Raw genomic sequence first — 12,349 nt, forward strand, 5'->3', positions numbered from 1 at the left:
TCAGGCGCGGCCCAGGGTGCTGCGGCGGTCCACGCGACCGCGCCGAACGAGTGGAGTTGGCGTGTGATGACCAGTTCTGTGGCAGGCGGACCGCGGTCGATCCGCGATGACGACGTCGTGGTCACCGGGATCGGTGTGATCTCCAGCATCGGCACCGGTGTGGCCGAGTTCGCCGCGGGTCTGCGCGCCGGGCGTAGCGGTGTCTCACCGATCACCGCGTTCGACACCTCCGGATTCGAGCACGCCAACGGGTGCGAAGTGACCGACTTCGACCCGGGCCCGTGGGTGCGCACGCTCGACCCCGCGTCCCTGGGCCGGGCCGCCCAGTTCTCCGTCTCGGCGGCCAGGATGGCCGTCGAGGACGCCGGCATCGACGCGGCCGAGCTGGCCGCCAAGCGGATGCTGGTGTCGATCGGCACCACCGATGGCGAGTCGTCCGACCTCGACCGCGTCGTCGCGGCGGAACTCGCCGGCGGCCCCGAGGCGGTCGACCCCGTCGTGGCCGGCCGCACGTCGGCGAGCAGGCTCTCCGTCGCGGTGGCCCGTGAGCTCGGCCTCGTGGACGTGGAGGCGATGACCATCGCCACCGCCTGCGCGGCCGGGAACTACACCATCGGCTACGGGTACGACGCCGTGCGGTCGGGCGAGGTCGACATGGTGCTCTGCGGCGGCGCGGACGCGTTGTGCCGCAAGACCTTCGCCTCGTTCTACCGGCTCGGCACCATCGCCCCCGACGTGTGCCGGCCGTTCGACGCCGACCGCCAGGGGATCCTCACCGGCGAGGGCGCCGGCGTGCTGGTCCTCGAACGGTGGGCCGACGCGCGCAAGCGGGGCGCGCGGGTCTACGCCCGCATCCTCGGCTACGGCCTGAACTGCGACGCCACCCACCAGGTGGCCCCCGACCAGGACAGCGTGGCGCGCTGCATGACGTTGGCGCTGGAGAACGCGGGCGTCAAGCCGGACGAGGTCGACCTGATCTCCGCGCACGGCACCGGGACCAGGGCGAACGACCTGACCGAGGCCGGCGCCATCCGCGAGGTCTACGGCGGCAAACCGCCCCGCACGATCTCGATCAAGTCGATGCTCGGCCACGCGATGGGCGCGGCGAGCGCGCTCGGCGCCATCGCGTGCGCGCTCGCGATCCACCGCGGGTTCATCCCGCCGACCATCAACCACCGCAAGACCGATCCGGAGCTGGGCATCGACTGCGTTCCCAACACCGCGCTCGACGTGGCGCCCGCGATCGTCCAGAACAACGGCCTGGCCTTCGGCGGGAACAACGCCGTGGTGATCCTGGGCAGACACGAGGAGGAGAACCCGTGAGCAAGCGATGGGCGATCGCCGGCGTAGGAGCCCTGTCCAGCGTGGGGCGGACCGCCGAGGAGATGTTCGACAACCTCTGCGCGGGCAAGACCGGGCTCGGTCCCCTGCGCGCGTTCACGCCGGAGTGGTACACCGCGCAACACCTGCACGAGATCGACGACCTCGACGCCTACCCGGACGTCGAGGGCCGGGCAACCCGCTTCCTCCTGGACGCGATCGGCCAGGCGCTGGACGACGCCGGGATGCCGCACGACCTGGCGGGCGTGCCCGTGCTGGTCGGCACCGGGCTGCGCGAGCTGCGCAGCGTGGAGCTGTGGGCGCGTGGCCAGACCAAGGCCGACGAGCGTCGCCTGCACTTCGGCGCCGCGCTGCGCGAGCGGTTCGGCGCCGACGACACCCACACGTTCTCCAACGCCTGCTCGGCGTCGCTCTACGCGCTGTCGCTCGCCGTCGACCTGCTCGACTCGGGTGAGCACGACACGGTCGTCGTGGCGGGCACCGACTCGATCACCGAGTCGATGTTCGGCGTGCTGGACCGGCTGCAATCCGTGCCGCCCGAGCGGTTGCGCCCCTTCGACGTCAACCGGAAGGGCACCATCCTCGGCGAGGGCGCGTCGGCGATCGTGCTGCGGCGCGAGCCGGCCGGGTCCGGTCAGGTCCGGGGTTGGCTGCGCGGTGTGGCGATCAACTGCGACGCCTTCCACGCGACCGCGCCGGAGGCGGGCAGCATCGCCGAGGTCATCCGGAACGCCCACAGCGCCGCGGCGGTCCGTCCCGACGAGGTGGACCTCGTGCTGCTGCACGGAACCGGCACCATGGCCAACGACACCGGTGAGGCGACGGCGATGGCCGAGGTCTTCGGCACCGAGGTCAAGCACCCGGTGATGACGGCCATGAAGTCGATGACCGGGCACACCTCGGGCGCGTCCGGCCTGCACTCGCTGATCATGGCGCTGACGAGCATCGCGCAGGACCGCGTCAGCCCGACGCTCCACCTCGAGGATCAGATCCCGGTGGCCGCGGACTTCCGCATCGCCACCCGGGAACACGTCGGCGAAGGGCCGATGGTGGCCCAGGTCAACGGTTTCGGCTTCGGCGGCGTCAACGCCGTCGCCATCGTGGAGGGAACGCGATGACCGCGGTACAGGAAAGCGCCGACGTGAAGGAACGCGCAGAGCAGGTCGGTTCTGGGCAGGTCGTCGTCACGGGCGTCGGCTTCGCCCTGCCCGGCGTGGCCGAGCCCGGCGAGGTGGAGCGCGGCCGTGATGCCGCCGCCGAGCCGGTGGACCCCGCCGCCCACCTGGGCAAGAAGGGCCTGCGGTACAAGGATCACGCGACCCGCCTGGCGCTGGTCGCGGCGAAGGCCGCGCTCGTGCGCTCCGGGCTGTGGAACGAGACCGACGGGCTGACCGTCGACCCGCGCGACGTGGCCGTGCTGGCCACCTCCAACCTGGGCAACCTCGACTCGGTCGCCGAGGTGGCCGCGCTCATCGGGCGTGAGGGCGGCACGCGGCTGGTCAGCCCCATCGCCACCCCGAACCTCTCCAGCAACGTGGTGTGCGCCGACATCGCCATCCGGTTCGGCCTGCGCGGGCCGAACATGATGGTGTGCAACGGCGCCACCTCCGGGTTGGACGCCCTGCGCTGGGCCGCGACCTGGCTGCGTTCCGGGCGGGCACGTCACGCGCTGGTCGTGGGCGTCGAGCCGGACAACGACGTGAGCCGGGCGTACGCCGGCGGTCAGGTGCTCGACGGCGCGGTGGCCGTCGTGATCGAGCGTGACGACAGCACGGCCGGGCGTGCGGTGCTCGGCGAACTCGGCCCGGTGGCGCGGTCCGGTCGGCTGGACGAGTCCGTCGCCGCCGCGGGCGGGACCGACGCCGGCTCGCGGGTGTGGTTCGTGCCCGAGGGCGACGGGATGTCCTCCGTCGTGCTGCCCGAGGCCGAGCGGGTGGACGTGTCCCGCGGTTGGGGTCGCACGTCCGGCGCGCACGGGCTCCTCCAGATCGCCGTGGGCACCGCACACCTGGCCGGCGGTGCGTCGAGCGTCGTGGCCACCTGTGGTGGACCGGCCGACGACGCGATCGCCTCCGTCGTCCTTCGCGCGCCGCGGAGCGAGCCGTGCCCGGCCTGACGGCCACCCGACCCGGCGTCGACAACCACACCCCGCTGATCCTGCTGCCGCGGACCAAGCCCCCGGGTGCGCCCAGAGTCCTGCTGCTGCACGGCATGGCCAACAACGGCAACGTGTGGCAGCCGGTGTGCGAGGAGGCCGGGGAGCAGTGGGAGATCTGGTCCGCCGAGCTGCCGTGGCGCAACGAGGGCGTCGGATCGTGGGCGCACGAAGAGGATTCCGCGCGGTGGGTGGCGGAGGCGCTGACCGGCGTCACCGACTCCGCGGGGCCGATCGACCTCGTCGTGGCGCACTCGTTCTCCGCCTCGCTGCTGCTCCGCGTGCTCGCCGAGGTTCCCGCTTCGAGCCCGCGCGCCGCCGTCCTGGTGTCGCCGTTCTACAAGCCGTCCCCGGACGACTTCGACTGGTCGATGCTCACCGGCCTGGCGACCACGTTCGTGGACGCCATGCGGGAGGGCATCCGGGTGGCCGCGGCCGGACGGGGCAACCCGGACCTGCACGACGCCGCGGCGCTGCGGGTGTGCGAGCGGATCGGTCCGTACGCGTGGACCAGGTTCCTCCAGACCTACCTGAACTCGCCGTGGGTCGACCTGGACCGCCTCGACCTGCCGTGCCTCGTCCTGGCGGGGGAGGACGACCTCATCGCCCCACCGACCGACGCGATGTCCCTCGCGGAACGGCTGCCGTCGGCGCGGCTCGAACTGCTGCCGTCGTGCGGTCACTTCCCGATGGCGCAGGAGGCCGGCGCCTTCACCAAGAAGGTCGCCGACTTCCTCGCCACCCTCCCGTCTTTGCCCTGACCCCGAACCCGTGAAACGGAGACGAGAACCGAGATGACCAGCATCGCGGTCAAGACGCTGCTGTCGGAGACGACGAGCGTCACCTACACGCCCGGCTACGAGGGCGCCAACATCGGCACCATCATCGGCTTCAAGCACGTGAACTACCTCGTGGAGAAGGCGGTCATCGAGCACTTCCGCCGCAGTGGGCTCGCGGTCGGCGCGCTCTACGAGAGCACTGGCGTCGGCTTCGACATCATCGACATCAAGACCAAGCTCAGCGCCGCGCTGCTGGTGGATGACGACGTCGACGCCGTGGTGACGCCCACGACCGGTGACAGCGGGAACGTCGCCTCCTTCTCCGTGGAGCTGACGGTCCAGCGTGACGGCGCGCCCAAGCGCGCGGTCCGGTCCAAGGTGCAGGTGCAGTTCCGCCGTGACGGGGACGAGCGCCGCATGACGAAGCGCGCGCCGCTGCCCGAGGGCTTGGACCGCTTCGTGGTCGACTACATCGGCGGTTCCGAGCCCGGCGCGGCGATCACCGAGTTCGGCGCGCCGCTGATGTCCGGCGCCTCCAGCGACGACGACCCGGTCAGCCGCAAGCTGGTCGAGGGCCGCAACGCCTACGCCTGGCGGTTCAAGGTCCCGTACCCCTACATCCACTTCTTCGAGCGCCTCCAGATGTCGGCCTACCTGCGGCTGATGGAAGAGGCGAAGTCCCGGTTCGTAGAGGCGCGGGGCTGCTCGATCGGCGGCATGCTCACCGAGCGCAACTGGATCCCGGCGGTGTCCGCGAACTCGGTGACGATCATGGACGAAGTCCTCATGGAAGAGGACCTCTACATCGTCTACTCGGTCAAGGACATCTTCAAGAACATGCTCTACACGGCGACGATGGACTGCTACGTCGTCCGTGACGGCAAGCTCGTCCAGACCGCCACCGGCGAGATCACGCACTGCTACGTGATGGTGGAGAACGGCAAGGAGGCCGTCATGGTCCCCTGGGACGAGCGTGTCGTGACCGCCTTCTCCTCCGCACCCGCGCAGGCATGAACGCGCCGGTCATCACGGCCTGGTCGGCGCTGTCGCCCTTCGGCGGGGACACCGCCGCCTTCCGTGACGGCGTCCTGGCCCTCCCCGCCACGTCCGCCGGGGAGTCGGGCCCCCTCGTGGTCCCGGGCTTCGACGTGAAGCAGGCGTTGGGACGGCGGGGGACCCGCGCCATGGACCGGGCGACGGCCCTGGCCGTGGTGGCCGTGCGCGACCTGCTCGACTCCGTCCCCGACCGGCGCGAGCGCGCCACGGGCCCCACCGGCGCGATCGTGCTGGGGACGACGACGGGCAGCGCGGCGTCGGCGATGCAGATCACCCGCGACTCCCTCACCGGGGAGAAGCCGTTCTACGTCGAGGCCGCGCGCGTCCCGAACGCGATCATGAACTGCCCGGCCGGCCAGAGTGCCATCTGGCAGCAGGTCAAGGGCCCCAACACGACGCTGGCGGGTGGCCGCGCCGCCGGTCTGCTGGGGCTGCGGTACTCGCGCCGACTGCTCGACGCCGGCCGAGCGTCGGCGGTGCTGTGCGGCGCGGTGGAGGAGTTCAGCCCGCAGCGGCAGCTGCTGGAGGAACGCGGGCGGCCCGCCGTCGACGAGCCCATCCGGCTCGGCGAGGGCGCGGCCATCCTGATGGTGGAGCACGCCCTCGCGGTGGAGCCCGACGACGTCCTGGCCGAAGTCCTGGCCGTGGAGTCCGGGGTGCACGGACCCGAGGACGCGGCCGAGCGCATCGCCAACTGCGTCACCAGGACCCTGAACTCCGCCGGTATCGCGCCGGAGGACCTGTGGGCGGTCAGCACGGTTCCCCGCACCGCCGAGGACCGGCGCGTCGAGACGCGGGCGTTGGACACCGCCCTCGGCTCGGCCACCCCGACGCGGTTCCCGCTGGAGTCACCCTGGGGCGACGCCGGCGCGGTCACCGCCGTGTTCCAGATCGCGTCGGTGCTGGCGACCGCACACCGTGAAGGCGGCGCGGGCAAGCCGGTGCTGATCCTCGCGGTCGACCCGGACGGCCTGCACGCCGCCGCGCTCCTGAGGATCGGAGAACCCTCGTGATCGACGCCGACGGCATCCGCGCCGTCCTCCCGCACCGCCCGCCCATGCTGCTGGTCGACCGCGTCGACGAGTGCGTCGACGGGGAGAGGATCCGCGCCGTCCGCCAGGTCGTGGCGACCGAGCCGTGGTTCGCCGCGTCCGGCGTCCCCGTCGCGGACGCGTACCCGCAGGCGTTGATGCTGGAGTCCTGGGCGCAGACGGCCGGGGTGCTGGTGACCAAGGAGTCGCCCAACCCCGATGTGCTGAGCGGCACCGTCATGCTCTTCGGCTCGGCATCGGGCGTGGAGTTCCACGGGCAGGTGACAGCCGGCCAGGTGATGGAGCACCACGTGACCATCGGCAGGGTCATCGGCGATTCCGTGGTCGCCGGCGGGAAGACCGTCGTCGACGGCGAGACGGTGATGACCGTGGACCAGATCATCATGATGTTCCAGCCCGCGAGCGTCTTGCGCCCGCAGGCTGTCGGCAAGGAAGAGAGCCATGCCTGACATGCAGGAAAGTGCCCCGGTCGCCTTCGTCAGCGGCGGTTCGCGCGGTATCGGGCGGGCAGTGGTCCGCAGGCTCGCCGAGGACGGCTTCGACGTCGCCTTCTGCTACGCCGCCAACACCGACGCGGCGACCGCGGTGGAGAAGGAGGTCGCCGAGCTCGGCCGCACCGCGCTGGCGATCCGCGCGGACGTCGCCGACGCGGCGTCGGTGCGCTCGGCCGTGGCGGACACCGAGTCCACCCTCGGCCCGATCACCGCGGTGGTGACGTCGGCGGGCATCACCCGCGACAACCCGCTGCTGCTGATGAAGGACCACGAGTGGAACGACGTGATCAGCGTCAACCTCGACGGGGTCTACAACGTCTGCCGTGCCGTCGTCTTCGAGATGATGAAGCGCAAGCGCGGCTCCATCGTGAACCTGTCGTCGGTGGCGGGCGTGTACGGCAACGCGACGCAGTCCAACTACGCCGCGTCCAAGGCGGGCATCATCGGCCTGTCGAAGTCGCTGGCCAAGGAGCTGGGCCGGGCCAACATCCGGGTCAACGTGGTGGCGCCGGGCTTCATCGAGACCGACATGACGGCCGCGGTCGACCCCAAGGTGCTGGAGAAGATGCTCGGCAACATCCCGCTGAAGCGGGTGGGCACGGCCGACGAGGTGGCCGACCTGGTCTCGTTCCTGACCTCCGACCGCGCGGCCTACATCACCGGCGGCGTCTTCCAGATCGACGGCGGCATCAGCATCTGACGGCGGCATCAGGCATCCGAGGAGCGACATGAGCAAGGCACCCAAGCGACCGCGCTGGTACTTCTCCCTCCGGAGTCCGTACTCGTGGTTCGCCTACCGCGACCTGGTGGAGAAGTACCCCGACGTCGCCGACGCGATCGAGTGGATCCCGTTCTTCGAGCCCGACGAGCAGAGCACCGGGATGCTCGGCGAGGCGGGCGTCGACCTGGCCGTGGTGGCCATGGCGCGGGCGAAGAACTTCTACATCCTCCAGGACACCGCGCGCATGGCCGCCGCGCGCGGCTGGAAGATGACGTGGCCGGTGGACCGCAACCCGGTGTGGGAAGTCGCCCACTTCGGCTGGTTCGTCGCCGAGGACGCGGGCGTCGGCCGGCAGTACTGCGACCGGGTCTACCAGGCCCGGTGGGAGCAGAACCTGGACGTGAGCGACCGGTCGGTCATCCACGGCATCGCGGCGGACCTCGGCATCGACGCGGACAAGGCCGCCAACGCGGCCGACGACCCGGAGATGCGTCAGCGCGGCCTGGACACCCTGGTCCGCTGCGCGAAGGACGGGATGTTCGGCGTCCCCTTCTTCATCAACGGCCGCAACAAGTTCTTCGGCGTCGACCGGCTGCGCGCCTTCGTCGCGGACGTGCGCGGCGACGTGTACTCCGAGGTCGAGCAGGCCTGGGACGCCGAGTACCTGGACTTCCCCGAATTCAGCGTCCCCGGCGCCGACCACGGCCACGCCGGTGGCTGCGGCTGACCGCCGACCTTCCCGAAAGGACATGAGATGACCGACTCCACCGCCACTCCCACCATCGACGTCACCGAGCTGCGCGAGCTCGTCGCGGACGTCCTGGACCTCCCGATCGAGAAGGTCACCGACGACGCGCACTTCGTCGAGGACCTGGGCGTGGACTCCTTGCTGTCGCTCGAACTGGCGGTCTCGCTCGAACGCCACTACCAGATCAAGATCGAGTCGAACGAGGTGTCGGACGTGGTGCGGATGCGCGACGTCATGCGCCTGCTCGACGGCAAGCTGGCCGGTCGCTGACCTTCCACCGACCACACCACCGGGGAGAAACGTGAACCACCTCTGGCATCCCTTCGCCGACATGGCCGCGGTCGAAAAAGCGGGCGAGTTCGTGGTGGACTCCGGTGACGGGGTCTGGATCACCGACTCGGACGGCAACCGCTACCTGGATGCCACCGCCGGGCTGTGGTTCGCGAACGTCGGCCACGGCCGCGGTGAACTGGCCGACGCCGCGGCCAAGCAGATGCGCAAGGTGGCCGCGTACTCGACCTTCGGCGACGTCGCCACCAGGCCGACCCTCGAACTCGCGGAGCGGCTGGCGGACATCTCGCCGATGGCCGACACGAAGGTCTTCTTCACCAGTGGCGGGTCGGACTCGGTCGAGACGGCGGTCAAGCTTGCCCGCCGCTACTGGCACGAGGTGGGCAAGCCCGACCGCACCCACGTCATCGGCCGCGGGCACGGGTACCACGGCATGCACGCCGCGGGCACGTCGCTGTCGGGGTTGCCGCTGAACAAGGCGGACCACGGGACGCTGGTCCCGGACACCGCGACGGTGACGTGGGACGACCCGGCCGACCTCGCCGCGGCCATCGAGCGGCTCACCCCGGAACGGGTGGCGGCGTTCATCTGCGAGCCGGTGATCGGTGCCGGGGGAGTGCTGCCGCCCCCGCCCGGCTACCTGGCCGAGGTGCGGCGGATCTGCCGGCACTACGACGTCCTGTTCATCGCGGACGAGGTCGTCACCGGCTACGGCCGCCTCGGGCACTGGTTCGCCAGCGGCCGGTTCGGGCTGGAACCGGACATGATCGTCACGGCCAAGGGGCTCACGTCCGGTTACGCCCCGATGGGCGCGGTGCTCGTCGGGCCGCGCGTCAGCGAGCCGTTCTTCCGGCCGGCCGGCGGGGTGTGGTGGCGGCACGGCTACACCTATTCCGGCCACGCCATGTGCGCCGCGGTCGCCCTGGCCAACCTCGACCTGATCGAGCGGGAGGACCTGGTCCGCTCGGCCGCGGCGTTGGAGGGCGTGATCGTGGATCACCTCGGGCGGCTGGCTTCGCACTCCGCGGTGACCGAAGTCCGTTGCGGCGTGGGCGCTTTGGCCGCGGTGCAGCTCAAGAACGCCGCGTCCGCGCAGGACGCCGTGCGTGCCGCGCGTGCCCACGGTGTGAGCACCAGGGCGATCGGGGCGGGCGCGTTGCAGGTGTCACCCGCGTTCGTCGCCACGTCCGTGGACATCGCCGCGATCGCCGCCGGTCTGTCCGCCGCGCTGGACACGCTGGTGGAGCCGCACATCCCGGATCCCCGCAGTGACGGAGCGTCCCGATGAGCACTGTGGCGGTCACCGGCACGGGCGCGTTGTCGGCGGTGTGCGCCGATCCGGCGGACCTGTGGCGGGCCATGACCGAGCGGCGGGAACCCGTCCCGGAGTCCGCACCCGGGATCGGTCCCGAGTGCGGCCCGGGGCTGTGGCGTCGGATCGCCGACCCGCTGTTGGATCAGGCGCGTTCGGAGCTGCCCGCCGCCGGGCGTTCGACCCACGCGGCCTGGGCGGCGGTGAGCCAGGCCGTGGCGCAGGCGCGGTTGACCGATGCCGACACGGCGCGGATGGCGGTCGTCGTGGCCGGCGGTGTCGGTGACGTCGAGCAGGCCGAGCGGTGGCGCGGGGGTGAGGTCGCGCCTGGGCACTGGCCGCCCACGCACCGGTCGGCCGCCGTGATCGCCGATCGTCTCGGTGCTCGACGGGCCGCCTTGGACCTGTCCAACGCCTGCGCCGGCGGTGCCTACGCGATGGCCCTCGGCGTCGGGATGATCGCGGACGGGACGGCGGACGTCGTGGTCGCGGCGGGGGTGGAGACCGCCTCCCGGCTGATCACGGCGAGCTTCAACCGACTCGGCGCCCTCGACCCGGAGGGCTGCCGGCCGTTCGACCGGAACCGGGCGGGCACGAGCCTCGCCGAGGGAGCCGGCGCCGTCGTGATCGAGTCGATCGACCGTGCGCGTCGCCGTGGTGTTCCCGTTCTGGGCACGGTGGCGGGCCATGGCTGGACGTGCGACGCCCATCACGCCACCGCGCCGGACCCCAGCGGTGAACGGATCATCGCGGCCATGCGCCGTGCGATGGAACGCGCGGACATCCGTGCCGACGACGTGGGTGTGGTGGTGCCGCATGCGACCGGGACACCGTTGAGCGACGTCACCGAATCGACCGCTTTGGGCGCCGTGCTGGGTGATCGGCTGGGTGAGGTTCCGGTCTACAGCACGAAAGCCGCCCTCGGTCACACCGGTGCGGCTTCGGGTCTGCTGTCGGCCGTCGCGGCATTGGCGGTGCTCCGGCACGGAGTCGTTCCGCCGAACATCGCGGTGAAGGAACCGGATCCGGATTGTCCGGTTTGGGTTCCTTCGGAAGAGGTCCCGGTACGCGGAAGCCACGCGCTCGTCAACGCGTTCGCTTTCGGCGGCCACAACATCTGTCTCGTCCTTGCCCCCGCGGAGGACCGACCGTGACGACACCCGCCCTTTCCCCGCTGCCGGTCGCCGACCCCGTCCGCGAACTCGTCGTCACCGGCGTCGGCGTGTGCGCTCCGCCTGCCGAAGGCGCCCCGGACTGGTTCGACTACCGGACCGAATTGGGCCCCCAGGGCTACAAATACGTTCCGCGTGCGGCGCAGTACCTGTTGGCGGCGGCCAAGCGGGCATTGATCGACGCCCGGCTGGAGTCGGAAGGGCCGGACGACCGGTGCGGCGTGGTGCTGGGTTCGAACAACTGCGCCTCGCGGTTGCACGCCGACATCGACCGGGAGGTCGCGGACACCGGTATCCGGTTCCTGCGCCCCGCCACGGTGCCGTACTTCTCGGTCAACCTCTTCCTCGCGCGCCTGGGTATCGAGTACGGCTGGCGAGGGTTCACCCTGGCCGTGCACAGCCCCGCGACGGCCGGAGTGGAGACGGTGGAACAGGGCTTCCGCGTCGTACGTGACGGCGACGTTGACTGGCTCGTCCTGGGCGCCACCGAGACCCCGCCCGACACAACATCCCCCACCCCACCCGCCACTCACCCCACCCCACCCGCCGCCGCGCCCGCCACGACCGCACCGGCAGCCACCGCGCCCGCGCCCGCCGGCGCTCTGTCGGCTTCAGCCCCGCCCGGTGCAGCCCGGCCCGGCGCCGATCTGTCCGGTACCGGCCTGACCGCCTCGGCTCCGCCCGCCGCCGCCACCGTGCCCGCCGCGCCCGGCGCCGATCTGTCTGCGGCCGGCCGGCCGGATCCTGATCGGCCCCGCCCCGACCTGCCCGGTGCAGCCCTGCCCGCCGCCGACGACGGCGCGGCCGTGCTGATCGTCGAACCGGCCTCACGTGCAGCCGCACGCGGCGCGCGGGTGTACGGCTCCTTGGCGTCCTCATCCCTGTTCATTCCGCCCTCGGCCGCAGTCCGTGACGCGGACGCCGAGGTCGACAGACTTCGTGCTGTGCTCGCCGACCACGGCGTCTCCGCGGACATCCCCGTCCGCCTCCTCCGCGATTCCTCACCAGTCGCCGACGTGGTGGCACGGGCCCTTCCCGGCGCCCGGAGTCGAACCGTCGGGCCGGGGTGCCTGAGCCCCGTCCTCGAAGTCGCCGACATCCTCCGCGCGGGCGGGCCGGGTACGGCGGTGGTGTGCGCGAACGCGCTGGGCACCGTCGCCGTGACCATGGTCGTTCCCGCCCGCCCCGCTTCGGGAGGAAATCCGTGACCGCTGTCGACATCCCGACC

The 12,349-nt window shown here is 71.6% G+C and carries 13 protein-coding genes; all 13 read left to right on the forward strand.

Annotated elements, in window-relative coordinates; all coding sequences use genetic code 11:
- The first annotated feature begins 66 nt into the window (after positions 1-66).
- The 13 genes from F4560_RS03205 to F4560_RS45375 all read left to right on the forward strand — a co-directional run bounded on the left by F4560_RS03205 (position 67) and on the right by F4560_RS45375 (position 12,329).
- Entirely contained in the window at positions 67-1,323 is a 1,257-nt protein-coding gene (locus F4560_RS03205; RefSeq protein WP_184915974.1) for a beta-ketoacyl-[acyl-carrier-protein] synthase family protein, read from the forward strand.
- Positions 1,320-2,459, forward strand: a complete 1,140-nt coding sequence (locus F4560_RS03210) for a beta-ketoacyl synthase N-terminal-like domain-containing protein (protein WP_312868297.1) — start codon at positions 1,320-1,322, stop codon at positions 2,457-2,459. The genes F4560_RS03205 and F4560_RS03210 overlap by 4 nt, the downstream gene beginning before the upstream one ends.
- On the forward strand, positions 2,456-3,457 hold the full coding sequence (locus F4560_RS03215) for a beta-ketoacyl synthase N-terminal-like domain-containing protein (protein ID WP_184915975.1): 1,002 nt from the start codon (positions 2,456-2,458) through the stop codon (positions 3,455-3,457). The genes F4560_RS03210 and F4560_RS03215 overlap by 4 nt, the downstream gene beginning before the upstream one ends.
- Positions 3,445-4,257: an alpha/beta fold hydrolase gene (locus F4560_RS03220; RefSeq protein ID WP_184915977.1), complete on the forward strand. Its 813-nt coding sequence runs from the start codon at positions 3,445-3,447 to the stop codon at positions 4,255-4,257. Before F4560_RS03215 ends, F4560_RS03220 begins: the two co-directional genes overlap by 13 nt.
- A gap of 33 nt (positions 4,258-4,290) precedes the next feature.
- Positions 4,291-5,289: a thioesterase family protein gene (locus tag F4560_RS03225; protein ID WP_184915979.1), complete on the forward strand. Its 999-nt coding sequence runs from the start codon at positions 4,291-4,293 to the stop codon at positions 5,287-5,289.
- A complete protein-coding gene (locus tag F4560_RS03230; RefSeq protein ID WP_184915981.1) occupies positions 5,286-6,344 on the forward strand; it encodes a beta-ketoacyl synthase N-terminal-like domain-containing protein in 1,059 nt (352 codons plus the stop codon). Before F4560_RS03225 ends, F4560_RS03230 begins: the two co-directional genes overlap by 4 nt.
- Positions 6,341-6,832, forward strand: coding sequence for a 3-hydroxyacyl-ACP dehydratase FabZ family protein (locus F4560_RS03235; RefSeq protein ID WP_221483310.1), 492 nt, complete (start codon positions 6,341-6,343; stop codon positions 6,830-6,832). Before F4560_RS03230 ends, F4560_RS03235 begins: the two co-directional genes overlap by 4 nt.
- Positions 6,825-7,577: a 3-oxoacyl-[acyl-carrier-protein] reductase gene (gene fabG / locus F4560_RS03240; protein ID WP_246477710.1), complete on the forward strand. Its 753-nt coding sequence runs from the start codon at positions 6,825-6,827 to the stop codon at positions 7,575-7,577. Before F4560_RS03235 ends, fabG begins: the two co-directional genes overlap by 8 nt.
- Before the next feature lie 28 nt (positions 7,578-7,605).
- A complete protein-coding gene (locus F4560_RS03245) occupies positions 7,606-8,325 on the forward strand; it encodes a DsbA family protein (RefSeq protein WP_184915983.1) in 720 nt (239 codons plus the stop codon).
- 27 nt (positions 8,326-8,352) lie between these two features.
- On the forward strand, positions 8,353-8,616 hold the full coding sequence (locus tag F4560_RS03250; protein WP_184915986.1) for an acyl carrier protein: 264 nt from the start codon (positions 8,353-8,355) through the stop codon (positions 8,614-8,616).
- Positions 8,617-8,677: 61 nt separating this feature from the next.
- A complete protein-coding gene (locus F4560_RS03255) occupies positions 8,678-9,925 on the forward strand; it encodes an aminotransferase family protein (RefSeq protein WP_184915989.1) in 1,248 nt (415 codons plus the stop codon).
- Positions 9,922-11,103 carry a beta-ketoacyl-[acyl-carrier-protein] synthase family protein gene (locus F4560_RS03260; RefSeq protein WP_184915991.1) on the forward strand — a complete coding sequence of 394 codons (1,182 nt, stop codon included), beginning with the start codon at positions 9,922-9,924 and terminating at the stop codon, positions 11,101-11,103. The genes F4560_RS03255 and F4560_RS03260 overlap by 4 nt, the downstream gene beginning before the upstream one ends.
- Positions 11,100-12,329 carry a beta-ketoacyl synthase N-terminal-like domain-containing protein gene (locus F4560_RS45375; RefSeq protein WP_184915994.1) on the forward strand — a complete coding sequence of 410 codons (1,230 nt, stop codon included), beginning with the start codon at positions 11,100-11,102 and terminating at the stop codon, positions 12,327-12,329. The genes F4560_RS03260 and F4560_RS45375 overlap by 4 nt, the downstream gene beginning before the upstream one ends.
- Positions 12,330-12,349: the final 20 nt, after the last annotated feature.

It is taken from the genome of Saccharothrix ecbatanensis, assembly GCF_014205015.1.
GTDB lineage: Bacteria > Actinomycetota > Actinomycetes > Mycobacteriales > Pseudonocardiaceae > Actinosynnema > Actinosynnema ecbatanense.

Bases quoted from the DNA above. Each gene is read 5' to 3' on its own strand.
- F4560_RS03225 (WP_184915979.1), top strand. From the start codon at position 4,291: ATGACCAGCATCGCGGTCAAGACGCTGCTGTCGGAGACGACGAGCGTC.
- F4560_RS03250 (WP_184915986.1), top strand. From the start codon at position 8,353: ATGACCGACTCCACCGCCACTCCCACCATCGACGTCACCGAGCTGCGC.
- F4560_RS03215 (WP_184915975.1), top strand. From the start codon at position 2,456: ATGACCGCGGTACAGGAAAGCGCCGACGTGAAGGAACGCGCAGAGCAG.
- fabG (WP_246477710.1), top strand. From the start codon at position 6,825: ATGCCTGACATGCAGGAAAGTGCCCCGGTCGCCTTCGTCAGCGGCGGT.
- F4560_RS03245 (WP_184915983.1), top strand. From the start codon at position 7,606: ATGAGCAAGGCACCCAAGCGACCGCGCTGGTACTTCTCCCTCCGGAGT.
- F4560_RS03230 (WP_184915981.1), top strand. From the start codon at position 5,286: ATGAACGCGCCGGTCATCACGGCCTGGTCGGCGCTGTCGCCCTTCGGC.
- F4560_RS03205 (WP_184915974.1), top strand. From the start codon at position 67: ATGACCAGTTCTGTGGCAGGCGGACCGCGGTCGATCCGCGATGACGAC.
- F4560_RS03255 (WP_184915989.1), top strand. From the start codon at position 8,678: ATGGCCGCGGTCGAAAAAGCGGGCGAGTTCGTGGTGGACTCCGGTGAC.
- F4560_RS03260 (WP_184915991.1), top strand. From the start codon at position 9,922: ATGAGCACTGTGGCGGTCACCGGCACGGGCGCGTTGTCGGCGGTGTGC.